General features: G+C 33.8%; 22 protein-coding genes. 18 read left to right on the top strand and 4 right to left on the bottom strand.

Annotated features, from left to right (window positions below; translation table 11 throughout):
* The first annotated feature begins 11 nt into the window (after positions 1–11).
* Together BN2390_RS18165 and BN2390_RS18160 are read left to right on the top strand one after the other, a co-directional pair.
* The gene (locus tag BN2390_RS18165) at positions 12–446 is read left to right on the top strand and encodes a flavodoxin (protein ID WP_053985726.1); all 435 of its coding nucleotides are present in this window, start codon (positions 12–14) and stop codon (positions 444–446) included.
* A gap of 175 nt (positions 447–621) precedes the next feature.
* Positions 622–1884 carry a cytochrome c biogenesis protein/redoxin gene (locus BN2390_RS18160; protein WP_053985725.1) on the top strand — a complete coding sequence of 421 codons (1263 nt, stop codon included), beginning with the start codon at positions 622–624 and terminating at the stop codon, positions 1882–1884.
* A gap of 74 nt (positions 1885–1958) precedes the next feature.
* Here BN2390_RS18160 and BN2390_RS18155 read toward each other — a convergent pair whose 3' ends face one another.
* From BN2390_RS18155 to BN2390_RS18140, 4 genes are all read right to left on the bottom strand, one after another.
* The gene (locus BN2390_RS18155; protein ID WP_053985724.1) at positions 1959–2468 is read right to left on the bottom strand and encodes a DUF4430 domain-containing protein; all 510 of its coding nucleotides are present in this window, start codon (positions 2466–2468) and stop codon (positions 1959–1961) included.
* Positions 2469–2539: 71 nt separating this feature from the next.
* Positions 2540–3226 carry an ECF transporter S component gene (locus tag BN2390_RS18150; protein WP_053985723.1) on the bottom strand — a complete coding sequence of 229 codons (687 nt, stop codon included), beginning with the start codon at positions 3224–3226 and terminating at the stop codon, positions 2540–2542.
* The gene (locus BN2390_RS18145; RefSeq protein ID WP_053985722.1) at positions 3213–4850 is read right to left on the bottom strand and encodes an ABC transporter ATP-binding protein; all 1638 of its coding nucleotides are present in this window, start codon (positions 4848–4850) and stop codon (positions 3213–3215) included. Before BN2390_RS18145 ends, BN2390_RS18150 begins: the two co-directional genes overlap by 14 nt.
* The gene (locus tag BN2390_RS18140) at positions 4823–5641 is read right to left on the bottom strand and encodes an energy-coupling factor transporter transmembrane component T (RefSeq protein WP_053985721.1); all 819 of its coding nucleotides are present in this window, start codon (positions 5639–5641) and stop codon (positions 4823–4825) included. The genes BN2390_RS18145 and BN2390_RS18140 overlap by 28 nt, the downstream gene beginning before the upstream one ends.
* Before the next feature lie 130 nt (positions 5642–5771).
* On the opposite strand from BN2390_RS18140, the gene BN2390_RS18135 reads away from it, so the two are divergent.
* The 16 genes from BN2390_RS18135 (at position 5772) to BN2390_RS18065 (ending at position 24188) form a co-directional block, all read left to right on the top strand.
* Positions 5772–6725, top strand: coding sequence for an FHA domain-containing protein (locus BN2390_RS18135; RefSeq protein WP_053985720.1), 954 nt, complete (start codon positions 5772–5774; stop codon positions 6723–6725).
* Between the two features lie 123 nt (positions 6726–6848).
* Positions 6849–9356 carry a UvrD-helicase domain-containing protein gene (locus BN2390_RS18130; RefSeq protein ID WP_053985719.1) on the top strand — a complete coding sequence of 836 codons (2508 nt, stop codon included), beginning with the start codon at positions 6849–6851 and terminating at the stop codon, positions 9354–9356.
* Entirely contained in the window at positions 9357–10076 is a 720-nt protein-coding gene (locus BN2390_RS18125) for a hypothetical protein (protein ID WP_053985718.1), read from the top strand.
* 118 nt (positions 10077–10194) lie between these two features.
* Positions 10195–10896 carry a response regulator transcription factor gene (locus BN2390_RS18120; protein WP_053985717.1) on the top strand — a complete coding sequence of 234 codons (702 nt, stop codon included), beginning with the start codon at positions 10195–10197 and terminating at the stop codon, positions 10894–10896.
* Positions 10883–12469 (top strand): HAMP domain-containing sensor histidine kinase, encoded by a 1587-nt coding sequence (locus BN2390_RS18115; protein ID WP_053985716.1) that lies wholly within the window; start codon positions 10883–10885, stop codon positions 12467–12469. The genes BN2390_RS18120 and BN2390_RS18115 overlap by 14 nt, the downstream gene beginning before the upstream one ends.
* A 68-nt stretch (positions 12470–12537) precedes the next feature.
* Positions 12538–12837 (top strand): hypothetical protein, encoded by a 300-nt coding sequence (locus BN2390_RS18110; protein ID WP_053985715.1) that lies wholly within the window; start codon positions 12538–12540, stop codon positions 12835–12837.
* 28 nt (positions 12838–12865) lie between these two features.
* Positions 12866–13801 carry a polysaccharide deacetylase family protein gene (locus tag BN2390_RS18105; RefSeq protein ID WP_053985714.1) on the top strand — a complete coding sequence of 312 codons (936 nt, stop codon included), beginning with the start codon at positions 12866–12868 and terminating at the stop codon, positions 13799–13801.
* 110 nt (positions 13802–13911) lie between these two features.
* Complete coding sequence (locus BN2390_RS18100; RefSeq protein ID WP_053985713.1) at positions 13912–14634, top strand: ABC transporter ATP-binding protein; 723 nt, start codon at positions 13912–13914, stop codon at positions 14632–14634.
* Positions 14618–16981 carry a COG1361 S-layer family protein gene (locus BN2390_RS18095; RefSeq protein WP_053985712.1) on the top strand — a complete coding sequence of 788 codons (2364 nt, stop codon included), beginning with the start codon at positions 14618–14620 and terminating at the stop codon, positions 16979–16981. The genes BN2390_RS18100 and BN2390_RS18095 overlap by 17 nt, the downstream gene beginning before the upstream one ends.
* On the top strand, positions 16971–18323 hold the full coding sequence (locus tag BN2390_RS18090; RefSeq protein WP_053985711.1) for an ABC transporter permease: 1353 nt from the start codon (positions 16971–16973) through the stop codon (positions 18321–18323). Before BN2390_RS18095 ends, BN2390_RS18090 begins: the two co-directional genes overlap by 11 nt.
* A gap of 109 nt (positions 18324–18432) precedes the next feature.
* Complete coding sequence (locus BN2390_RS18085) at positions 18433–19122, top strand: response regulator transcription factor (protein WP_053985710.1); 690 nt, start codon at positions 18433–18435, stop codon at positions 19120–19122.
* A complete protein-coding gene (locus BN2390_RS18080) occupies positions 19112–20572 on the top strand; it encodes a sensor histidine kinase (protein ID WP_053985709.1) in 1461 nt (486 codons plus the stop codon). The genes BN2390_RS18085 and BN2390_RS18080 overlap by 11 nt, the downstream gene beginning before the upstream one ends.
* A gap of 72 nt (positions 20573–20644) precedes the next feature.
* Positions 20645–21793, top strand: a complete 1149-nt coding sequence (locus tag BN2390_RS18075; protein ID WP_053985708.1) for a TolB family protein — start codon at positions 20645–20647, stop codon at positions 21791–21793.
* Positions 21794–21890: 97 nt separating this feature from the next.
* Entirely contained in the window at positions 21891–22055 is a 165-nt protein-coding gene (locus BN2390_RS21815; RefSeq protein WP_154668852.1) for a zinc finger protein, read from the top strand.
* A gap of 154 nt (positions 22056–22209) precedes the next feature.
* Complete coding sequence (locus BN2390_RS18070) at positions 22210–22971, top strand: PHP domain-containing protein (RefSeq protein ID WP_053985707.1); 762 nt, start codon at positions 22210–22212, stop codon at positions 22969–22971.
* Positions 22972–23462: 491 nt separating this feature from the next.
* Positions 23463–24188, top strand: a complete 726-nt coding sequence (locus tag BN2390_RS18065) for a LytR/AlgR family response regulator transcription factor (RefSeq protein WP_053985706.1) — start codon at positions 23463–23465, stop codon at positions 24186–24188.
* Positions 24189–24274: the final 86 nt, after the last annotated feature.

Here is a 24274-nt window from a genome sequence, read left to right as displayed (position 1 = left end):
GGTTGGAAAGTATGAATAAAATTGCAATCGTTTATTGGAGTGGAACAGGTAATACAAAGGAAATGGCAAAATTAATAGCAGAAGGTGCTGTTAGTGAGGGATCTCAAGTAACCTTATATGAACCAATGGAATTTGGTGCAGAGCTTATTAAAGAATATGATGTAGTTGCTTTTGGATGTCCAGCTATGGGTGCAGAGGAACTTGAAGAAATTGAATTTGCACCTCTATTTGAGCATTGCAAAGACAGTCTAGTGGATAAAAAAATTGCATTATTTGGTTCCTATGGTTGGGGAGATGGTGAATGGATGCAAACTTGGGAGGAAGCATGCGATACAATAGGGGCTCACTTAGTAGTAGATAGCCTTATTATTAATGGTGAACCAGATGATGAAGGTAAAGAAGCATGTTTAGAAATGGGTAGAAGAATTGCCTACAATACTATATAGTTTTAAATAAGAGAATGTGATAAGAAAAAGCCTAGACTTACTTAGTAAGTTTTAGGCTTATTTATTTGTAGTAAGAAGGCGGTTACAAAAAAGTACCTAATTGCTTGTCTAATGTAAATATCTTATACTCATTTTAGAATAAATCAAAGATTAATGAAGAGAAAGGAAGGGATTCATGGAAAACTTAAATGTAGTTGTTGTATTTTTAGAAGGTATATTATCCTTCTTATCACCATGTGTATTACCCATTTTACCTGTCTACTTAGCTGTACTTGCCAGAAGTGCAGGAAATGGTGAAATAAATATATTGGAAGATGAGGAGGCACATAAAGCGCAAAAAAGAGTACTTTTACGTAATACACTCTTATTTGTCCTAGGTATTGCAACGACTTTCTTTATACTTGGAGTAGGGATTGGAGCTTTTAAAAGTTTCTTAAATGAATATAAACGTTACTTTTTAATTGGTGGTGGCTTATTCATCATTGTAATGGGATTCTTTTATATAGGAGATCTAAACATTCCATTTCTTCAAAAAGAACGTAAATTCCGTATGCAAGTTAAAGAAATGAATCCACTAGCAGCTTATTTACTAGGATTTACTTTTAGTTTTGGTTGGACGCCTTGTATAGGGCCACTTTTAGCATCAGTGCTGGTAATGGCTTCAACAAGTAGTAGTCAAGGAACAGGATTTATGCTAATAGGTGTGTATACTCTAGGGTTTATCATTCCATTTATGCTTTTAGCAATTTTTTCAGAAAAGATGTTGAAATTATTAGATCGAGTAAAGCTAAAAATGAGTATGATTCAAAAAATAGGAGGTTACTTACTTTTAATAGTAGGATTTATACTGTTTGTAAATGGTATTAGAACACCTAAGTTTGTTGCACCAAATGCAAATAGTACCGTATCAGAGCAAAATAAAGTGCAACAAAACCAAGCTAATAGTAAAGATGAAGTACAAACAGAGGAGCCTGCTCAAGAAGAGGAACGTCCTCAAGCACCAGACTTTACATTAGTAGACCAATATGGAAATACGCATACTTTAAGTGACTATAAAGGCAAAACAGTCTTTATGAACTTCTGGGCAACATGGTGTCCACCATGTAGAGCAGAAATGCCAGATATTGAGCAGATTTATAAAGATTATGGTTTAAACGAAGAAGAGGTTATTGTACTGGGAGTAGCTTTTCCTAATATGGGTAATGAAAAATCTAAAGAGGAAGTCATTGAGTTTTTAGAGAAAGATGGGTATACATTCCCAGTAGTAATGGATGAAGAAGGTGCACTTGCTTATTATTATAGTATCTCGGCTTTCCCAACTACGTTCTTAATTAATCCAGATGGATCAGTAGAGGGCTATGTACAGGGGATGATGACAAGAGAAAGTATGGATAATGTTATTAAGCAGACACAAGAGAATCATAAAGATGTTCAATAGTAAAATATTAAGAGGATAGAATAAAGAGAGGCAACTCATTTTTAAAATAATAAAATGGGTTGCCTCTCTTTTATTTAAAAGTTGATGTTATTCATTGGCATTTTGTGAGCACGATTTTCAAACATAACAGAAGGTGCACCTACATCTTTACCTAAATCGTTTGTATAAACCCAAGTAATAGTATCACCAGGTTTAACTTTATAAGTAGCAGGACCTTCATTTGGAAAAACATTATTTACCTTGTAGAGCCAACCGCTTAAAGGACCATTAGCTTGTTGAGCAAGGCCACCGATAGAAGTAACATATGTGCCGGCGCCACTTCCACTTGTTTGGAAAGCAAGCTTATTAGCTTTTAGTCCATCCACAGAAGCGGTTAGAGCTGTAGATGTATTGGTAACAGTAACTTTAGTAGGGGGTGCCATGACTGTCTTACCACCAGGACCAAGTACTTCAAAGGTGATAGACTGACTTGGGTCAGCAGCACGTGATGTATCATCAGAACTTCTAACTAAGCTAGAAGGATTTTGATTCATAAATAGATAAGCAGCAGCCACTGCAAGAGGAGCTAAAGATTTTGTATCCATCAAATATCATCCTTTGCTATAAAATATCATATAAGATTACACTTACATTTTATGCAAAAAATGACAGGAGGTTACAACTTGAGTAGTCCATATTTGACTTGAACACGCCCAAGAATTTGAAACCAAGATTTTGAAAACAGTAGCAAGAAGATAACATTACTTAATGCATGCGCTAAGTCAAAATAAAGGGAAGTTGCCATGGAGGTTAGAAGAAGTGGTAAGGTTAGACAATCAAAGAAGGAAACAACAGACCAAATATTCATAATCCAACCAAATAAGAATCCCCATATAAAGCCAAAAATATATAAACTAACAGAAGCTTTTGTATAGTGCCTGGTATGAAAGAGTCCACTGCTTAACCCCATCATACTCCAAGCAAACATTTGCCACAAAGTCCAAGGACCTTGTCCAAGTACTAAGTTAGAGGCAAGGGCACTTAGAGCACCTACTAAAAAGCCAGTTTCACCACCAAAGATGACACCAGTTAAAATAATAATAAAGGATGTAGGTTGTACACTTGGTAAAGCTGAAAAAGGTATCCTAGCAACTGCCCCTAGAGCACTTAAGACAGCAATTAAAATAACCTCTTCTGCTTGTAAAGACCGTTTTTCAAAACGATGAAAAATAGGATACATACTTAGTAAAATCATAGCACTACTAAGCAAGAAAAAGTACTTAGGATAGCGTATAGATAAGGTGAGTAAGAGCGCATCACCAAGTACGATACCTAAGAAAATAAATATTTTACGAATGGACAAGTGTTTGTACCTCCTCTAAAGTAATAGCATCAGGTAGCCTACCCTTTACAGAACGATGAATAGCTGTCGTGTAAAATACATTGTTTGTAAAGAAGTCATGAGTAGTAGTTAAAGAAAGTAGGTGTCCGCTGAACATTAAAGTTGTAAGGGTAGCATATTTTGCAACAAATTCTAAATCATGACTCACCATAATCAGTGTAGTATTTTGAGCTAGGAGTGTTTGAAGTAACTGAGCAAATTGAGCTTTAGTTGCAGGGTCCAATCCTTTAGTAGGCTCATCTAGTAGTAAAAGATTAGGCTTTGTAAGCAGTACGGTTGCTAGTGCAAGCTTTTGCATCTGTCCTCCACTCAGATCATAAGGATGATGCTCTAGAAGTGTTTCTAGCTGAAGAAAGTGAATAAGATTATCAAGTTCGGCTTCTTCCTCCTTAGAGGAAGAGGACTGCAAGGTGGATAAGAGCTGCTGTTTGACAGTGGGCTCATGGAATAAAGTTATAGGATTTTGCGGTAAATAACCTATCCGAGCAGAAGTTTTAATCTTACCTTTTAGGGGCTTATAAATTCCTGCTAATACTTTCAAAAATGTAGATTTACCAGAGCCATTTCCTCCTAGTAACGCTAAGAAACACCCACGAGGAACAGCTAAATCGATACGTTCTAAAACTAAAGGACTTGTCTTGGTATATTGAAAATACAAGTCTTTGCAGCTAAGAATAACTTCTTGGCTAGAAGGATATTCCTTATAATGCACCCCATTAGATTGTAGAGAGGGTGGCATTATAAGATAGTCAAAATGGTTAAACCATGCTCTAGCATCTTTAGGTGTTAGAGGGATACTTGTTTCTAAAGGGTCTTGTACCAAGTCCAGATAAAGTTTACTTATAGCTGGAATATATTCTAACAGTTCAGGTGATTTTTCTTCATAGAGGCGTATAAGGGAAGCTTTTGGGGTACCTGTATAAGTAATCGTACCTTGTTTTAAGAGAAAAACCTTATTTACAAGAGGGAATACGTCCTCTAAGTGGTGTTCAGTCATAATAATGGTAATAGAAAATTCTTCATTAAGGCGCTTTAAAATATGAAGAAAATTTTGTGTCGTAATGGGGTCAAGTTGTGAAGTAGGCTCATCTAGAAGGAGTACATCTGGATAGAGGGTCATAATACTTGCTAAGTTTAAAAGTTGTTTTTGCCCACCAGAAAGTTCATGAGTATTTTTATAGAGCCAATGGTTAATCCCTAAAAAGGTACTAATTTCACCAATACGACGTTGCATTTCGCTTGGGGAGAGACCTAAATTCTCCATACCAAAAGCAAGTTCTTCATAGACACTAGAAAGGACGATTTGTTGGTCAGGATTTTGAAAGACCATGCCAATACGACTAGCTGCATCATGAGGAGAAAGTGAAGAAAGAGGATGGCCTTCAAATAAGATGTGTCCCTCTTCAGTACCAACAGGTTTGACTTCTTGCTTAAGGTGTCTGAGTAAAGTACTTTTGCCTGATCCTGAGGGCCCAAAGAGAAGAACAAAGTCCCCATGATTAATAGAGAAATTTACATCCTTTAGAGTGGGAGCATTATGATTAGGATAGGTGAAGTTTAAGTGTTGGATTTCATAAAGTGCCATCTGAGTCGTTCCCTCATTTCTATTAAAATTGGTAAGCTGGCAAATATAAGCCAACTTGAAAAATAAATCAAGCTTAAACATCCTATGAAGAGGCTTATAGCTATAAGGTATCTATCACGAGAATCCAAGTGGTAGATAGTAGATGAGGTACGCTTAGTCGTGCCATAACCTCTTGCACGCATAGAAACAGCATTATCCAAAGATTCTTCCAGTGTCCAACTTACAAGAGTGTTAAGTGTGGTCATAGCTTCTATAAGACGTTCTTTTAAAGAAAGCTTTGAGCGATTGGGACATGTAGTTTTTTGAATCTGTCTAACATCTATAATTTCCTGAAGACGTCTTGTAAAAAGTGGGATGAATCCCATGATAATAGTAAGTATAAAGGCTGTTTTAGGAATGATATTGCCAAATAAATATAAGAATTTTTTTGGTGTAATGATTAAGTTATAAGCAAGAAACATAAATAAGATGTTGAGCAAAGATAGTGCAAAAGTAATACCACCAAGAACACCTTCTAAAGTAATACTACGATTTTTAAGATAAAATAAGACAGTTGTTCCTTCTGTAGAGAAAAGAGGATTTAAAATTAGAATAACGCCTGCCATAAATAGATAAAATTTTAGATTTTGCTTTAGAGTTACTAAACCATCTAAAAAATAGAGAAGAATAGTACAGAGAATAAGCAAAAGAAAAAGAAATAATGGTTTTTTGACAACCATACTTAGAACAAGAAATATGAAAAAATAGCAAAAAGAAAGTAGGGGATGGATACTTGTAAAGCCACTTTTCATACGCCTAGCCCCCTTTCATAAACAGTAAACTCATATAACAAATTTAGTATGAGGTAAAAATGGAGAATTATACACAGTTGAAGTAAATTATGATATAATGAACAACACAACATAAAAGAAGGTGACAGAAGTGAAAGATATTTCAGTTGATTTAATGCAGTATGCACTTGTAGGTGCAAGTTTATTTATCCTAGTAGCCGTTGGTTTTTTAGCCATCTGGTGGAAAGGGTTAGCTAAACGTGATGCAAAAAAGGAACTAAAAAATAAAAAAAAAGCCGAGAAAAAACAACAAAAACTAGAAGCCAAGCAGCAAGCAAAAACTCAAAAATCCGGTCAACAGCTAAAACCAACAGTACAGGAGGAGGAGGCCAGAGCCGAGGAAATAGCCAGAGAGGAAGCTGCAGTAAGAGCCGAGGAAGCAGCCAGAGCGGAAGCTGCAGTAAGAGCCGAGGAAGTAGCCAGAGCGGAAGCGGCAGCCAGAGCCGAGGAAATAGCCAGAGCGGAAGCTGCAGTAAGGGCCGAGGAAGTAGCCAGAGCGGAAGCGGCAGCAAAAGTCGAGGAAGTAGCCAGAGCGGAAGCGGCAGTAAGAGCCGAGGAAGCAGCCAGAGCGGAAGCTGCAGTAAGAGCCGAGGAAGCAGCCAGAGCGGAAGCTGCAGTAAGAGCCGAGGAAGTAGCCAGAGCAGAAGCAGCAGCAAAAGCACAGGTGGTAGGAGCTACGGTGGCAGCAGTAGGCGTACAAATTCCAAGGTTTGAGACGGCTCATATAGAAAATGATAGAGTATTTACTATTAAATTCTATAAGATGCAAACCAGTCAACTTTTTGAAAATTATTCTTTTAGGTTAGAAGACAGTTTAACTATAGGGCGTAATCCTGGGTATCATCACTGGACTATTGTAGATGATCTAACAGTATCAGGAAATCATTGTAAGATTTATCAAAAGGATGGGCAAGTTTACATACTAGATTTAAATTCGACAAATGGGACTTACGTAAATGATCAACGTGTACGAGGTCAAATGAAGTTAGAAAATCATGATAAGATTGGTATTGGGCAAGGCTCTTATAGGATCAGAATTGAATAGTATAAATGTAAAGAAGCTGTTACACCAAAGTGTAACAGCTTCTTTACATTTTGGTAGTATGTCTTTAAAAGAGATGTAGTATAATAAAGCTAATGATAAAATGAGATAGAAAGGGGGAAGAGGGTGGATAAACAAAAGTTATTGATGGATGTTCGATTTGAACGTAGCCTGCCAGAAACGAATAAGGCAGCTATACTGAATAAGATTGGGCAGTTTGTATGGGAATGGCATACAACCAAAGATAAAAATTTAGTAGGAAATAAATATAGTGTAAAAAAGGTAAAAGCACCTACTAAACTTGCTGAGGTGTGGAAGTTTAAGGTGTCAGCAGGGAATCGTGTACTTTTTATGAAAGGTAAGGATGTAGTAGGATTACCAGAAGATGAGCAAGATGCCCTTGTCCTTCTTGAATTTTGTACCCATGACAAGCAGATTTTAAGTGCCCGAGCTAAGAGTACAGTTACTCTTGACGAAGAAGAAGTGATGGAAAGTGAAGAAACATTACGTAGTAAGCTTGAAGCTAAATTGGAAGAAAATGTTGAACAAGTGGTAAAAAGGCAAGTAAAACGATTGGATTATCAATTAGGGAAAAGTATAACAAGACCTTTTAAATATATGAATGTGGAAGAATTAATTGATGTAGACAATCTACAGGGAATTTTCTACTTAAATGAAGAACAAAGACACTGTGTCAATCAACCTTTTGCACCTTTTTTACTTTTTGGAAGTGCAGGAAGTGGCAAAACAACCATTGGTATCTATAAATTGATTCAACTTTTAAAGGGAGATTCAGATTTGAAGGTAGGCTATTTCACTTATTCTTCTCAGCTCTTAGATACAGCTAAGAGAATTTATAATAATGTTAAACGTAATGAATTAGATGAAATTGAGCAAGAACTTCAAGAAGATGCTATAGCATTTTATCCTATTAAAGTCTTTTTAAGACAATACATAGGAGAGAGAGAACTTGTAGACTTTGAAAAATTCACCCAAGACTTTTACCGTAATGCTTATGCCAATTATATGCAAAATCCTGGTTATAAAAATGTATGTAGAGGTAAAGAAGCTTATGATGTATGGAAAGAAATCAGAGGTCTTTTAAAAGGATTTGGAGGAATAACTTGGGACTTAGAAGTGTTAAAAACTTCTGATGGTCTTATCAAGGAAGCAAGTTATTTAAAATTAGATGAAAAGTATTCCCCCTATTCTATAGAGGAGAAAAAATTCCTTTATAAATTAGCGGGCGATTATACAAAGTGGCTTAAGGCAAACAATTTATGTGATGAAAATGACTTAGCACGTGAGGTAATTAAAAATGGAAAACAATTTGCTTCTTTTGATTGGCTTGTTATTGATGAGGTCCAAGACTTAACAGAACTAGAATTCTATATGCTCTTAAACTTAGTACGCTATACTCAGAATTTCTTGATGAGTGGAGATTACCATCAAACCATTACCCCTACTTATTTTGATACAAGGAGAGTAGTAAATTTTTTAGAAAGACATAACTTACGTTATAAAGAAGATGAGAACCAAGTATGCTTAAGACGTAATTATCGTAATCCGCAGGAAATTGTGAAGATGGGCAACCATATTGGGTTAGTGCGTCAGCAGTTATTAGGTTATGATAAGCGTAATGATGGCGAACAAGAAGAAGCCATGATAGAAGAGAAAGGCAATGTCTATACATTAATAGGCGATGAGGAAGAACAAATCAAGCTTTTACAAGAGGCTATTAAAAAAGCTTATACGTATATTGTTGTTCCTAATGAGGTGCAAAAACAGTATTTACAGCGACGACTTAATAATTATACGCATATCTTTACTATCAGTGAGATTAAGGGGTTGGAAAATCGTTATATTATTTGTGTAAATCTCTTAAGTACTTATAAAGAGAAGTGGGAGGTTATAGGTGAACACCTTAAGGATAGAAAATCATTAGGAGAAAGCCAGTTATATCGCTACTTATTTAATATGTTGTATGTAGCGCTTACACGTTCTCAAGAAAACATATGTTTTCTTGATCAAGGGATGAGCCAGGGACAATACCAAACTGTATTGGGTGTCATTCCACAAAATGCTACACGCTTTGATGCAAATATCTTTAATTTGTTAGAAGAATCTACGTTGATGGAGTTCTTTGAAGCAGCATTAAAGTTAGAACAAGCAGGTAAGTATGATCGTGCAATAATTGCCTATGAGCATTTGAAAGTACCAGGTGTAGCACATCGTATTAAAATTTGTAAGGCTAAGCAACATGAAGAAGCAGGATGCTATGAAGAAGCAGGAGCAATTTTTAGAGGTGAAGAGTATTTTGAAGAAGCCACAAGGTGCTATAAGCTAGCAGGAAATAAACAAGCGTATTATCATTGTCTCTTAGAACAAGGAAATGAATATTTTGTAAGTCAAGTTTTAAAGCAGCCAAGTTTTAGCTACCATAGAGATTTAAAACCTTACTTGCATGGTGCATTAAAAGAGAAGGTAGAAAGATTATGTCTTGACTACTGTGAGCAAGAGCTTATGGAGCAAAGAGAGCAACAAGTGGATCAGACTCTTGCTATATGGGAAATAAGTGAAGCTTTAGAGGTATTAACGCAGGGATTAGTGAGTGAAAAAGAAAGGAGATGCTAGATGGAATCTTCACAAATAGAAAAGGTATTATTGCAAATAAGCCAAAATAAAAAAGAAAGTAATGATTTAGGTGAAGCCCTAGAAGCTTTTACAGACCAATTTGAAAGATTAATAGATAGTTTACAAACAACTTTAAACATAGAGAAGCTAGGACAAACCGGTAAACAGGCTGAAGTGCTTGTAGATAAAGTAAGTGATTATGATGGAAAGATGACAAGTATGCTTACTCAGATGGAGAAGCTACAAGTGAGCGCAAAGGCAATGCCCCCTCTTGCATCAACAAATGCTCTTGTCCATCATGGACAATTGTTTGTGGTAAGTGAGGATAGGAAAGAAGTAAAAGCGTATAATCTTAGAAGTAAACAGGCTTGTTGCTTTTATGGTGTAGAGGATATAATCGAACAACTTTTTATTTATAAAGAAGAAGTCCATTGCTTTGTGAAAACAGGGAGAATTTGTACATTACATGGAGAATGGCTTTCTATGCCTAACCTTACAAGTTTTAAAGTAGTACCTGAAGGAGTTGTAGGCTTAGATCAGATAGGAAGGCTTGTGTACTATACAACGTTAAGGCACCTTCATGTCTTAGCAGAGAATGTAGACCGATTTGACTATATAGGAGAAGAACAACTCATATATATTAAAGCAGGTACATGCTATCTAGGAACCTTTAATCAAGATGGCCTAGAAGCACAATATCCTCTTGGCGAAATGCATTAGATATAAACTGATAGATTATAAACCTATATGCAACCTTAAGAAATTTTAAGGTTACATATAGGCTTTATTTAGGTACAATGGGTATAATAGATATACAAAAAGAAAGAAGGAGAAGCCTATGCATTATAAAATTTTAGTGGCAGAAGATGATGAGGACATTATACAGCTTTTAAAGCTTTATTTAGAAAATGAAGGTTTTAGCGTGCTTACAGCCAAAGATGGTGTAGAGGCTATGGAGATATTAGAGAAAGAGGCTGTAGATTTAGCTCTTTTAGATCTGATGATGCCTAGAATGAATGGTTATGAATTAACTAAAAAAATACGAGAAATGAGTAATATTCCTATTATCATTTTAACGGCCAAAAATCAAGATAGTGATAAAATCTTAGGGCTTAATATTGGGGCGGATGATTATCTAACTAAACCTTTCAATCCATTAGAAATCATTGCAAGGGTGCGTTCTAATTTACGTCGTTTCTATGATTTAAATACAGAAAAAGCAGTTAAACAAGAAGAAAATACATTAGTTCAAGGAGAATTAACTTTAGACTTAGAGACCTTTACACTTTATAAATCAGGTGAAGAAGTCATTCTGACACCGACAGAATATAAGATTCTTCAGTTGTTGATGAAATCACCAGGGCGTATTTATACAAAGGTACAACTTTATGAAAAAATTAATGGGGAATACTTTGAAAACGATGACAACACAATGATGGTACATATTTCAAGGCTGAGAGAAAAAATAGAACAAGACTCTAAAAACCCTAAGTATATAAAAACAGTTAGGGGGTTAGGTTATAAATTTGAAAGCAAATAAAAGAAAACGATCCAGTCTATTTACTATGCTTATTTGGCATTATATATTCTTTTCACTTACTGTTGCATTTGTACTAGGGAGTTTGTATAGTATTGCCTATATGAAAGCAGATGAGATTTTTAAATATCCACAAGTAGACGATTTAATTACTCATAAACAAGCTGTTTTAGAAGGTGATTACAGTCAGGTTACAGTTGAAAAGTTTCTAGGTAAAGGTGGATATATTGAAATTTTAAACCAAAATCTTAAAACAGTTTATCAAAGTGATAAGAGTAAGCCAATGGGCGTATATACACAGGGGGAAATAGATTGTATCCCAACTTATATGGGGAATGATTATGTACTGATAGATGAATATGTAACAACATCAGGAAAACAAAAACTGCTAATGACATATGAGAGTGCTTATGATGAAGATAGTAAAGGCTATGTATTATTAGATGAAGATTTAAATGTAATAACAAGTAGTAAACCTCAGAGTAAAACAAAGTATACTGAGCGAGAGTTAGAGTATTTAACAGGTACTTTTTCAAGTGAGTATGATGTATGGAAGCATCCGTATCAAGATGGACATACCCTACTTATTTTTTCTCCAAGTATAAGAGATGAAGATATTGATCGCTATTATACGATTATAAGAGGCGTTAATTATATTTTTATTATATTTTATATTTTGATGGTGATTTTGTTTGTATATTGGCTCAATCGTAAAGTAAAAAAACCACTTAATTTATTGAATACAGCAATAGGAAGTTTTTCTAATGGTCAGAAAGAAGTTATTATTGATTATCAAGGGCCTAATGAATTCGTTGAAATCTGTGAAAACTTCAATGAAATGTCTATACAGCTTAGTGAAAGTGAAGCAAGAAGACAAGAGTTAGAACAAGAAAAGCAGAAAATGTTAGCAGATATATCTCATGATTTAAAGACACCTATTACAGTGATTCAAGGATATTCTAAAGCTATTTGTGATGGTCTTGTCAAAGAAGAGCAACTTGAACAGTATTTAACAACTATTTATCATAAGGCTACAGGTTTGACGCAGCTCATTAATAATTTCTATGAATATAGTAAATTGGAGCATCCAGAGTTTAAGTTAAATCTAGAAAAATGGGATGTCTGTGAATATATGCGTGCTTACTTAGCTGAAAAGTACGATGAAGTAGAACTTTCCGGTTTTATGCTAGATATTGATATACCAGATGAACCACTAATGTGTGAAATTGATCCACTTCAGTTAAGGCGAGTATTTGAAAATATAATGGTTAATGCAATGAAGCATAATCCTATAGGTACAACACTATATGTAACCATTAAAAAGCAAGATAAAGATATTCAAATTATTTTAGCAGATGATGGAATAGGCATACCGACTCATTTGGTAAGTACTTTATTTGAGCCATTTATAGTAGGAGATGATTCAAGAAATAATAAGCAAGGTTCAGGACTGGGACTTGCTATTAGTAAACGTATTATAGAGGCTCATAATGGAAGTATTCAACTGGCTACAAAACCTACAGTACCTTACCATACAGAATTTAGAATACAAATGCCTTATCTTAAGAAACCTTAAGGTTGCGTAAAGCATGCCTTAAGGTTATTTTTATATGCTTAAGTTGCTAGAAAGTGAGGGAATTAATTATGACTAGACGTAAAAAAGCATCAATGAAAAAAAGATTGAACTATAAAGGAATTAGTGGCGTTTTAGTTATAATCGCCACTGTTTGTATGATTGTAAGTATGACCAATGGCTATTTGATAGCAAAAAAGATGGATAAGATAGAATCTAATATTGAACAAAAACAAAAGGATAAGATGACGGTAGAACAGGAAATCAAGTTAGTACAAGAAGATGGCAAAGTTCTTGAAAAGAAAATAGATGAATTAACAGCTATCTTATGGAATTATCAACCGATCATTATTCCGGACAGTATGAAATAAATAAGAATATAGAAAAATGAGGTGAAAAATGAAACGTAGGAAAAGAAGGAGAAGAGAAATTTTTATAGCAATAATCTTTTTAATCAGTGCCATAGGGCTGTTTAGTACAGCAGGATGGGTTCATGTAAAGAACAAGGAGCAAAATGAAGTATTAAAAAGCATACAAGAAAAAGCATCTATATTAGAAGCATCTAAAGAGATGCTAGGTATTCAGTTAGAAGAGGCTAAAGAAAAAAATCAACAGCTTACAAAACAAATGCAAGAGTTGAATGCAGAAGTTACATTGCTCAAGAGTCAAGGCATTGATGTAGAACGTTTACTGAATGAAGATGAGAGTGATAAAAAATATGCTTATTTAACTTTTGATGATGGTCCAAGCCAAAATACTATAAAAATATTAGATTTCTTAAAGTTAAATAATATTTCAGCAACTTTTTTTGTAACTAAAAAAACGGATTATGAAGAAGTATATAAAAGAATAGTAGATGAAGGGCACACTTTAGCACTACATACCACCACTCATGATTATGCACAAGTATATAGGAGTGTGGATTCATTTTTTGAAGATTTAATGACTGTATCAGACTATGTAAAATCTCTAACAGGTATTGAATCAAAAATCATTCGTTTTCCTGGTGGGTCAAATAATACAGTGAGCAATCGTTATGGAGGCGTAGGCCTTATGGATAAAATTATCAGTCAAGTGAAGGAAAAGGGCTATATTTATTACGACTGGAATGTGGATTCAACAGATGCAAGTCGGGCAAGACAGGATAAAAATGTTATTGTAGATTCTGTATTATCTCAAGCAAAGTATCAAAAAGAAGCTAATATTCTTATGCATGATGCAGCAGGTAAAGGAACAACGGTAGAAGCATTACCTGAAATTGTTAAAGGGCTGAGGGAGCAAGGATTTAGTTTTAAAGCAATAACACAGGAAACAACACCTGTACAATTTAAATAAAAGTAAGTAATCACAACTTATCTTAAGAAACCTTAAGGTTGCCTAAAGCATGCCTTAAGGTTCTTTTTGTATGCTAGAGGTATGAAAAGAAATAGGAAGGAGAACGATAGATGGCCATTATAGAAGTGGAAGGCTTACGCAAAGTCTACCGTATGGGAAAAGAAAAAATTGTGGCCCTTAAGTCTGTTGATCTAACAATAGAGGAAGGGGAAATATGCTGCTTGTTTGGAACATCTGGTTCTGGTAAGTCAACACTTCTCAATATGCTAGCAGGACTTGAGAAACCTACAAGCGGTACCATCAAAGTTAAGAAAACAAGAGTAGAAAAACTCAGTGAAGTAGAGCTTGCTACTTTTAGACAAAAGTACATTGGATTTGTATTTCAGTCTTATAACTTAATACCTTCTTTAACAGCTCTAGAAAATGTATCTTTGCCTCTTATTTTTCAAGGGATGCCAAAAGCAAAAAGGGATAAGCAGGCAGAAGCAATGCTAAAAGCTGTAGGACTAAATAAAAGGTTACATCATAAACCGAAAGAAATGAGTGGTGGTCAACAACAACGTGTAAGTATTGCACGCGCCTTTGTAAACCGCCCCACTATCTTGTTTGCGGATGAGCCAACAGGAAACTTAGATACGCATACAACCATAGAAGTTATGGAAATGATCAAAGATATGGCAAGAAAGTATAATCAAACATTAATCATTGTTTCTCATGACCCAGAAATAGCAGACTATGCAGACCGTATTATTACTTTGATTGATGGAGAAATAAGGAAAATAGAGATAAAAAAAGAGAATGAGAGGGAAATCATTTATGAAAAGCAAGCGTAAATTTACAAGTTTATTCTTAGCAGGTCTAGTGGTCTGTGCAAGTGGATGTATACCAAGTTATCAAGTAATGGCGGCAACCATAGAAAATGTAGGAGCTAGGGCAGTAGGTGGCATGAGTTTGTCAGCTAAACCTGTAAGTAAGTCATTGAAAAAGGGTGACCGTTTTAATGTTTTTATTAATGTGGATACAGATCAAAATGTAGATGAACTTAGAAAAGCAATACGTTACATAGAGTTAGAAGGAAGCACTAAATCCAGCGTAGACGTACAAGGTGTACAGATTATGGAAAATGAAGGAGGTAGCAAGACGATTGTTGTCATGGACCTTACTTATAACGGAAAAGGCAAAAGTGTTGAGGTAGAAGTAGGCTATACAAGTGCTGAAGGTAAAGCAGATACGGCTACAACAAGTATTGTACTTGAAAATGCAGAGGCAGCACTACAAGCATCGGAAGGCATAAGTCTTTCTACTAGTACGCTCAATGTAGTAGCAGGGCAAACACAACAGATTACATTAACGATAAAGAATGATTCTAAGTCTTACGTAGAAGCAGGGTCTATGGACCTTAAAATTAAGGATTCTAATAGTGCCAAGGGAATTACCTTAAAAAAGAAAAAAATTGATTTATCAGCTATGGACCCGGGCAGCAAGAAAGATTACTATATCACATTAGATATTGATGAAAAGGTTACAAGAGGCATACATGAGATGGAAGTCAAAATAGGAGAGACTGTACATACAGTTAAGTTAAAAGTAGATAGTAACTTTATACCCCCTTCTCTAGAGGTTTCTGTGAATAATGGTACAGCATTTGAAGCTAATGTAGCCAAAACAGTGCAAGTAAATATTAAAAATGTTGGGCAAGTAGAAGCTAAAAATGTAAAATTAGAGATTGTTCCAAATGAAAAGGTATTTGTAGCAGATGGAAGCAATGTTAAATATATCGAAAACATAGGGAGTAATAAAACACAATCTATACCGGTGAGTTTAATTGTTAACGATACAACCAGTTTTAATTTGCCTGTAGAAATGAAGTTAAGCTACATAGATGATTTAGGAGAGACAAAAACCAATAGCCAATATATTTATTTAAGTACTAAAGGTAGTGTATCACAAAAAGCCATTGAAATTTTAACAACTAAAGAGCCCAATGGGCTTAAAAAGGTAGGAGAGGCCTTTAATGTTGGCTTTAAAGTCACAGCACCAGATGAGGCAAAGAATGTTAAAATCGAAGTTAAAAGCGGAGAAGGTATCGTATCAAAATCTAAAAGTATTTTTATTGAACCCAAATTAACAAAAGGACAGTCAAAAAGCTACCTTGTAGATTTTGTCGCTACACAAAGTGTAACAACAGGGACTTATCCCGTTGAAATTTCTGCTGATTATACACTTAATGGAAAAGAAGTAAGCATTAAGCAATATGCTACAGTATCTGTTCAAAATGAAAAGGATACAACTGAGGGGAATAAAGGGAAAGGTAAGCCTAAAGTTATTGTAGGCAATTATAGTTCTAGTCCAGTTGTTGTAAGAGCAGGTGAGGAGTTTGATTTAGAGATTGGTTTCTTAAATACAAGCAGTGATAAAAAAGTACAAAACTTAAAAGCTAATTTAACAGTTAAAGAACAGGGAGAAAAAGATACAGGAAGTGTATTCACACCAGTAGGTGCAAGTAATACATTCTTTATTAGTCAGCTTTCTCCAGGAGAAATGGATACGAAAAAAATTAGACTATATACACTTCCAAGCGCTAAACCTAAAACTTATGAAATTACTCTAGAGATGGAATATGAAGATGATAAAGGTGAAGCAATCACAGCAACAGAAAGGTTTGGTATACCTGTAGAACAAGTAACTAAGCTAGAAGTAGCTGAGGTGAGAGTAGAGTCTACAGAAGTAGGGAGACCAACAGAAGTTTCTGCAACAATTTATAATACAGGAAAGACAGATATTAGTAATGTAAGAGTAAAAACTGTTGGAGAAGGCTTTGAGGTACAAGATAATACGCTTATTATTGGTTCTTTAGAAAAGGGTAACTCTAAAACTTACATGCCAACCATTACACCACTTCAAGAGGGAAACTTAACAGGTAAGATTCAAATAGAGTATGAAGATGTAGCAGGACAAGTACAAAACTATGAATATGAATTCCAAATGGATGTAACAGCAAGTATGACTGATACTGAAGGAGGAATGGATGAAATGTTACCACCTTTAGAAGAAGAAAAACAAGCTAAATGGCCTATTATACTTGGAATAGTGGTAGGGATAGGAAGTGCCGCGGGAATAACAGGTATTGTTATGAAAAAACGTAAACAACGCTTAGAGAGTGAAGAAGATGAGGATTAATGATTTATTAATGATGAGTATTAGGAGTTTATGGCGGCGTAAACTCCGTACTTTTCTCACCATCTTAGGTGTAGTGATTGGAGCAACTTCTATTATTTTGATGTTATCATTAGGTATTGCCATGGATGAAAATTTTAAAAAGCAAATGCAAGAAATGCAGTCACTTACAGTTATTGAGGTTTCCCCTAATACGTGGTCAGACCCCAAAGCGCCTAAGTTAGATGATAAGGCTCTAAAAAGTATGGAAGCAATACCAGGTGTACAAAAGGTAGTACCATCAAGAAGTATCAATGCTTACTTAAAGTTTGGAAAGTACCGTACTAGTAGCCAGATAGAAATACGTGGCTTATCAGCAGAAGAAATGGAAATACTAGGGTATAAAGTTGGAGAAGGAAAACTTTTTGATAAAATAGATACTAAGGCTATTGTATTAGGAAGAGAAATTACACGCCAGTTTGTAAAACCAGGTCAACAGATTAATTGGAATAAACCGCCTGATGCAAAGGAATTTGAGTTAGGGGAAGACCAGGTTAAAATTGATTTAGGGCAATATAGTTATGATACCAACGAGCCCGTGTCAGACCAGGATGGTAATCAGATTGAAGTACCAAGACAAGAACGTGTAACCGTATTAGGACTTTTTAAAGAGGAAGATTGGGAAAATAGTTATATAGCCCTAGTACCCCTCAATCTATTTGAAAAGTTAAAAGAAGAGCAAGAAAGATATAATAAAAAAGTTAACAATGGTCAGGAAGAAAATAATAAGGATAAAAATAAGTACCAAAGTGTACGTGTGAAAGTAGCTAGTGAAAGTCAAGTTGAAACGGTACAACAAGTCATTAAAGATTTAGGATTTAGAACATCTAGTCCTATGGAATATTTAAATGAAATGAAAAAGATTTCTGGTGGTATTCAAGTAATGCTCGGGGGCATAGGCGGTATTTCCCTTCTTGTTGCAGCGATTGGAATTACTAATACCATGATGATGTCTATTTATGAAAGAACAAAAGAAATTGGTGTTATGAAAGTTATTGGTGCCAAGCTTACGGACATAAAAAAACTATTTCTTGTAGAGGCGCTTTTAATTGGAGCGCTTGGAGGTGGCGTTGGTGTAACCGTATCTTATATAACCTCTTTTCTCATCAATAAATTTGGAGCACAAGTAGCAGGTGGCATGATGTCCATGATGGGAAGTGAAGGTGGAGGTGCCATATCTATTATACCTCCGTGGCTAGCACTAGCTGCCCTTACTTTTTCAACAGTTATAGGGTTAGTAGCAGGTTACTTCCCGGCTAAACGTGCAATGAGTTTATCTGCGCTTACAGCGATTCGCACAGAGTAAAAATTAAATTTTTAGACAATATACAGTGATTAGCATAAAAAGCCTTATTCGGATAGTACCGAATAAGGCTTTAAGTATTATTTAAAATACTAGAAAAGAGGATGTTACAATGGAGGAAAAGATTTTAATTGTAGAAGATGAAAAAAATATTGCTGATCTTATAGCGTATGCTTTCAAACGAGAAGGCTACAAAGTAGAAGTGGCTTATAACGGAAAGGATGGATTAGATAAAGTCAGAAGCTTTGTACCTCATATAGTCATAATAGATATTATGATGCCTATTATGAATGGGTTTGAGGTCTGCAAGCAAATAGAGCATAAAGAAAAACTAGGAATTATGATGCTAACTGCAAAGAGTGATGTAGTAGATAAAATACAAGGTTTAGAGCTAGGAGCAGATGACTATATAACAAAGCCTTTTGATATTTTAGAACTTATAGCACGTACAAAATCATTAATTAGAAGACTTTATAAGGCAACGGATAAACAAGAAGAGATGCGAGTTAAGCATTTACAAGTTAGGCTTAATCAAAGGAAGGTTATCTTAAAAGAAGACGAATTAGAATTTACACCTAAGGAATTTGAGCTTTTAGTTCTTTTGATGTCGAATAGAGAACGTGTGTATACAAGGGATGAACTATTAGACCGAGTTTGGGGGATGGAGTATATAGGAGGGACAAGAACAGTAGATATTCATATACAAAGAATAAGAAAAAAATTAGGTGAAGAGTATGAGAATCTTATACAAACAGTATACAGAATAGGCTATAAATTTGTAGGTGAAATTGATGAAGATTAGTATAAAAGTGAAGTTTAGCATTTTTTTATTAACACTTTTAATATTTACTATGGGGATTTTGGATGTACTTATTTTAAAAGGTATACATACTAATCAAGTAAAAGAGTATGAAGTCTATTTGGCAAGTCAAGCTAAAATGGCAAATAGCTACATTAGACAAATGAATCTTCTCAATCCCTTAGAAGATCAACAAGAATTTTTGCAACAAAATGGACAAAATATAATCTTAAATCTACATTCATTAAGTGGAATTGAAATGGCAATATATGATATGCAAGGCAATGTAATAACTCACTCTGTTTCTTATCCTGTAGAAATGGAAAATGAATCTTTACTTGTTCATGCATTAAACAATGAAATTGCTTATCAAATGGTAGGAGGCTATATAAATTATATGGCGCCTCTCTACGGAGATGGGCAAATAGGAGTTATTCAATTTCACTATTCACTTAAAGGCTATATAGAATTCTATGAATCTATAAAAGCTCTGTTTATTCAGGTAGGAGCAGTTGTGTTTCTATTAAGTTTTATAAGCGCGTATGCCTATTTTAACACATTTTCTAAAGATATTATTAAGATTAAAAAAGAGGTCTTAAAAATTAAAAGAGGTCAATATGATAATGCTGTACCTCTGAAAAGAAATGATGAAATAGGAGAATTAAGTGAAGGTATCTATTATATGAGCAACGAAATTGAGCGTAATATAAAAAACATACAAGAAGATAAGGAACAGCTTAAACATGTTATAGATAAGCTTAAGATGTTAGAACAGCAACAAAAAACATTTATTGGAAATATAACACATGAATTTAAAACACCTCTTACCGTAATAAAAACCTATATAGACTTATTAAATATATATACAGATGATCATAAGCTGCTTGAGGATGCAAAGGTTAATATAGGAAAAGAAACACAGCGATTATATGAAATGGTAGAAAAAATATTGTATTTATCTTCAATGCAGCAATACGATTTTGAATGTCATTTTGAGCATATAGACGTAAAAGAGGTATTAGAAGACGTGTGTAGTAGGATGGAGGGGAAAGCTAAAAAGTTTAATATAAGTTTGATAAGATCCTTAGAGCATGGATGGATGCTTGGAGATCAACAAAACCTGATACATATATTCATTAATTTGATAGATAATGCGATTAAGTATAATCGAATAGATGGTAAAATATTTATTACTTCTTATACAAAGGATCAACGGGTTTATATAGAAATAAGAGATACAGGCATTGGTATTGCTAAAGAAGAAAAAGATAAAATCTTTGAGCCATTTTATACAGTGAATAAAGATCGTTCTAAAGAGTATGGTGGGACAGGACTAGGGCTTGCCCTTGTACAGGAGTTAGTGAGAAAACAACAAGGAACAATTGCTTTATTAGATGAGCTAGAGACAACATTTTTAATTACTTTTCCAAAAGTAGAAAAGTTTACAGTTTAGAAACAACTAGAGATACTTTTGAAAAATGATTAAGGTATAGTAGAGTTATAAAAAGTATGGAGGAAATATAAAATGTTAAAAAGAAAATTTTTAGTAATAAGTTTATTAGCTGCAACTTCAGTTGCTACAATAGGATGTGTACAATATACATCTGCAAAGAAAGAGCAAACCCCTATTAAAGTGATAAAAGATACAAAGGCCATTACGCCACCTCATATTATAGCTTCTAAAGTAGATATTTATGAAGGAATAACAGGATATGATTGGCTAAATGAAGATAAAATACTTATGACCAAGGAAAATGAAAAGTTAGAAGAAGTTGAAACGGCTGTTGGAAATTTTAAAGTCAAAAATATGTTTCTATATGATTTACGTACAAAAGGATCAATAGGCATTCATGATCAATCAAAGTTCCAAGATGGAGGTATTTTTTCACCAGATCGTAAACATATATTTTATAGAAATCAATATCAGGAACAAGGCGCAGGATATATTATAGATGAGAATGGCAATCTAACATTTGAAATTTTAGATGCTGATATGGATCCCTATGATTTAAGTGAGGCACAATGGATTAATGATGAAGAAATTATCATGCCTTGTAGTAGTATTAGAGGTTTTGCTGTAATTAATATTAATGGAACTATTACAAAGATTAAGGATGTAGAAAGTGGTGTAATGGGGACGCAGGATTTATTAAATGGATTAAGTATGCCACAACCAATGAAGGTGGGAGATAAGATATATTATACAACCATTAAGAGTGGGTCAGAAGAAAATAATAAATTAAGAGTATATGATATAGAGAAAAAAGATAAGAAAACATTAGTAACAGATGAAGTATTAGAATTTAAAGTTTCTCCCAATCAACAGCAAATATTGATGACTACATTTAATTCAGAGACATATTTAAATGAACTCATACTTATAGATTTAGAGGGACAAAATAGACAAGTTTTAGCTGAAGGAGGTATATACGGTGCAAGGTGGTCTAAGGATGGTAAAAATATTGCCTATATATCTAATGAAGAAGGAGATAAAGGAATTTATTTAATAGAAGTAGAAACAAATAAAAAATCATTAGTTTCTTCAGGAGAATACTATATTCCTATGGCATGGAGTCCGGAAGGAGATAAGATTATGGCTCATGGCAAAGTAGCTAAAAAAGGAGAAAATCCATTTGATGAAATGGATGTAACATATATTATTTCTTTAAAGTAGAAAAGATTAAAGGAATTTGATAAATAAAGTACAAGTTCTGCTAATATAATAAAGATGTAGGGAAAACTTGAACAACTGATTTTGAAAGGGGAATTTTATGTTTGGCAAACGTCAAAAAGCAGAAAAAGAAAAAGCAAATCAAGGGGTAAATACTACAAACGATACAACTACTGCTAATGGTAAGATATGGGTTTGTCCAAAATGTAAAACCGAAAACAAAAGAGAATCTCTTACTTGTAGAATGTGTGGGACATTTAAGTAAGTGTGTAAAAGGAGTGTGGAAACACTCCTTTTATTTTGTTTCTAAATTATTTAACAGGAAGAATTGTATGATATTTTGAAATAAATTATTATAGAAGTAGAATATAGCTATTTAATAACATGACTTAAAAACATAGAGATTAGGGGATGAGAAAATGCAAATTTATAATTTACATACACATACTACATTGTCAGATGGTTCAGCATCTATTGAGTATGTTATACAAAAGGCAAAAGAAAAGGGCTATAAGTTAGGAATATCAGATCATATCTTTTGTGGAGGTATTAATACACTAGAGGCTGTAGAACGCTATTTAGATACGTTAGGACGTTATGAAGTATTAAGAGGAGCAGAAGCTAATATAGGTGAAGATTTTAGATTACCAGATAGATTAGCCTATAAGTTGGATTATTGTATTGCAAGTGTACACTATTACTTCAATGAACATAGAGAAAAGGAATGGTTAAGTAGCTATTTTGGAAATCGTGCAAAGCATCATAATAACTATGTCCCAAACTATAATAAAGGTTTATGTGAACACTATATGGAACAAATCTTAAAAATGGTGGAAGAAACATTTAAGACACAACGTGTAGATATTTATGGACATCCAACAGTACTCCCATTTTATGAGGATTTGGGGAGAACGAGATTTTTAGTAGAATGGGAAGATGAGATGATTGGACTATGTAAAAAGTATCAGGTTGCACTAGAAGTATCTGGGTTATGGCATGAACCCAATATGCAGTTAGTTCAAAAGGCACTAAGGCAAGGGGTGAAACTATCTTTTGGGTGCGATGGGCATAAGTTAGAGGAAGTATGTGAATTAGGCTATGTAGAAAAAATGATAGAGGTACTTGGAATTAGACAAGAGCAGTGCTATAAACCGGCAACAATAATGAGAGATAATGACTGAAAATGCAATTCACAACATAAAAGTGATTGTTTATGACATTTTGCTGAAATAAAAGTATAAAAGCTGATATGATAATAATGAATTTAATAAATACATTGTAATAAAAATCCTAAATGATATAAATGACGAACTATAAATATTAAAATTATGAAATATATAGATGACAAATTTAAAATATTAAAATTATGACATATATAAATGATAAACTACAAATATTAAAATTATAAAATATAAGATAAAATGCTAATATATTAGAATGTATTTATTAAAAATTGTAAGGGCAAGCTAAAAAGACGATTATGAAAATATCTATTAAAAACTGCTGGCAAAATATATGTTGGCGGTTTTATTTTACTCATTTTGAAAAATTATGAAGGAAAATGCATTATTTTGGGAAAAAATCTTGACATAACTATAAAATTGTATAATCATTTTATAGTTAAGCTAATAATCGTAATTATAAATAATAGAGTAAAAGTATAGGTGATAGGATGTTTAATATTTGTATATGTGATGATAGTAAGTTTTTTTTGCAAGAATTAAGTGATAAGTTACATAGAATAGCTCAAAAATATGATATAAACATTTGTATACAAACATATATGACCAGTCAACAGTTAATGTTTGACATAGAAGAGTTGTGTATGAATGTAGATCTTTTCTTTTTAGACGTACTTATAGATAAGATGACGGGAGTAGAGATAGCTGATTGTTTGCGAAAACAAGGTACAGAAGTACCCATTGTTTTTTTGACATCAAGTAAAGAGCATGTATTTGATGCTTTAGAAGTTATGCCCCTCCATTATCTTATAAAAGAAGAGGTACAGAATCAAAAAATTGAAGAAATATTACTTAAGGCAAGAGATATCGTTAAACATTTTAAAGTCAAAAAATTTCATTACAAAGTAGGTAGAGAATTAAGGGTAATTAGTATAGAGGATATAGTCTATTTTGAGGTTATGAACCGTGTGATTAGTATTCAAAGTTTAAAAGGGGAAGAAGATAGATTTTACTCTACTTTAGACACTATTGAGAAGCAAATAAGCAAAGGACAATTTATACGGGTTCATAGATCATTTTTGGTAAATGTTTCCTATATAGAAAAGATAGAAAGTAAAGAAATCGTATGCAGAAATAATATCAGGATACCAGTAGGTGCAAGTTATACTAAAAGCTTAAAAGAGGAGTATACTACCTATCTATTAGAGCATCAGTAAATAGATAGTAATAAATTATTTACAACATAAAAATTATTATTTACAACATTTTATTTAGTATATATAAGCATAAATGATAAAATTAT

Origin of the sequence: Niameybacter massiliensis (assembly GCF_001282685.1) — a bacterium.
GTDB lineage: Bacteria > Bacillota > Clostridia > Lachnospirales > Cellulosilyticaceae > Holtiella > Holtiella tumoricola.
Note: the sequence above shows the minus strand (reverse complement) of the source record. Positions and strands in the feature narration are given on the sequence as shown.

Bases quoted from the DNA above. Each gene is read 5' to 3' on its own strand.
- BN2390_RS18125 (WP_053985718.1), top strand. From the start codon at position 9,357: ATGGAATCTTCACAAATAGAAAAGGTATTATTGCAAATAAGCCAAAAT.
- BN2390_RS18165 (WP_053985726.1), top strand. From the start codon at position 12: ATGAATAAAATTGCAATCGTTTATTGGAGTGGAACAGGTAATACAAAG.
- BN2390_RS18085 (WP_053985710.1), top strand. From the start codon at position 18,433: ATGGAGGAAAAGATTTTAATTGTAGAAGATGAAAAAAATATTGCTGAT.
- BN2390_RS18080 (WP_053985709.1), top strand. From the start codon at position 19,112: ATGAAGATTAGTATAAAAGTGAAGTTTAGCATTTTTTTATTAACACTT.
- BN2390_RS21815 (WP_154668852.1), top strand. From the start codon at position 21,891: ATGTTTGGCAAACGTCAAAAAGCAGAAAAAGAAAAAGCAAATCAAGGG.
- BN2390_RS18160 (WP_053985725.1), top strand. From the start codon at position 622: ATGGAAAACTTAAATGTAGTTGTTGTATTTTTAGAAGGTATATTATCC.
- BN2390_RS18110 (WP_053985715.1), top strand. From the start codon at position 12,538: ATGACTAGACGTAAAAAAGCATCAATGAAAAAAAGATTGAACTATAAA.
- BN2390_RS18070 (WP_053985707.1), top strand. From the start codon at position 22,210: ATGCAAATTTATAATTTACATACACATACTACATTGTCAGATGGTTCA.
- BN2390_RS18090 (WP_053985711.1), top strand. From the start codon at position 16,971: ATGAGGATTAATGATTTATTAATGATGAGTATTAGGAGTTTATGGCGG.
- BN2390_RS18065 (WP_053985706.1), top strand. From the start codon at position 23,463: ATGTTTAATATTTGTATATGTGATGATAGTAAGTTTTTTTTGCAAGAA.
- BN2390_RS18075 (WP_053985708.1), top strand. From the start codon at position 20,645: ATGTTAAAAAGAAAATTTTTAGTAATAAGTTTATTAGCTGCAACTTCA.
- BN2390_RS18155 (WP_053985724.1), bottom strand. From the start codon at position 2,468: ATGGATACAAAATCTTTAGCTCCTCTTGCAGTGGCTGCTGCTTATCTA.
- BN2390_RS18105 (WP_053985714.1), top strand. From the start codon at position 12,866: ATGAAACGTAGGAAAAGAAGGAGAAGAGAAATTTTTATAGCAATAATC.
- BN2390_RS18140 (WP_053985721.1), bottom strand. From the start codon at position 5,641: ATGAAAAGTGGCTTTACAAGTATCCATCCCCTACTTTCTTTTTGCTAT.
- BN2390_RS18145 (WP_053985722.1), bottom strand. From the start codon at position 4,850: ATGGCACTTTATGAAATCCAACACTTAAACTTCACCTATCCTAATCAT.
- BN2390_RS18100 (WP_053985713.1), top strand. From the start codon at position 13,912: ATGGCCATTATAGAAGTGGAAGGCTTACGCAAAGTCTACCGTATGGGA.
- BN2390_RS18120 (WP_053985717.1), top strand. From the start codon at position 10,195: ATGCATTATAAAATTTTAGTGGCAGAAGATGATGAGGACATTATACAG.
- BN2390_RS18095 (WP_053985712.1), top strand. From the start codon at position 14,618: ATGAAAAGCAAGCGTAAATTTACAAGTTTATTCTTAGCAGGTCTAGTG.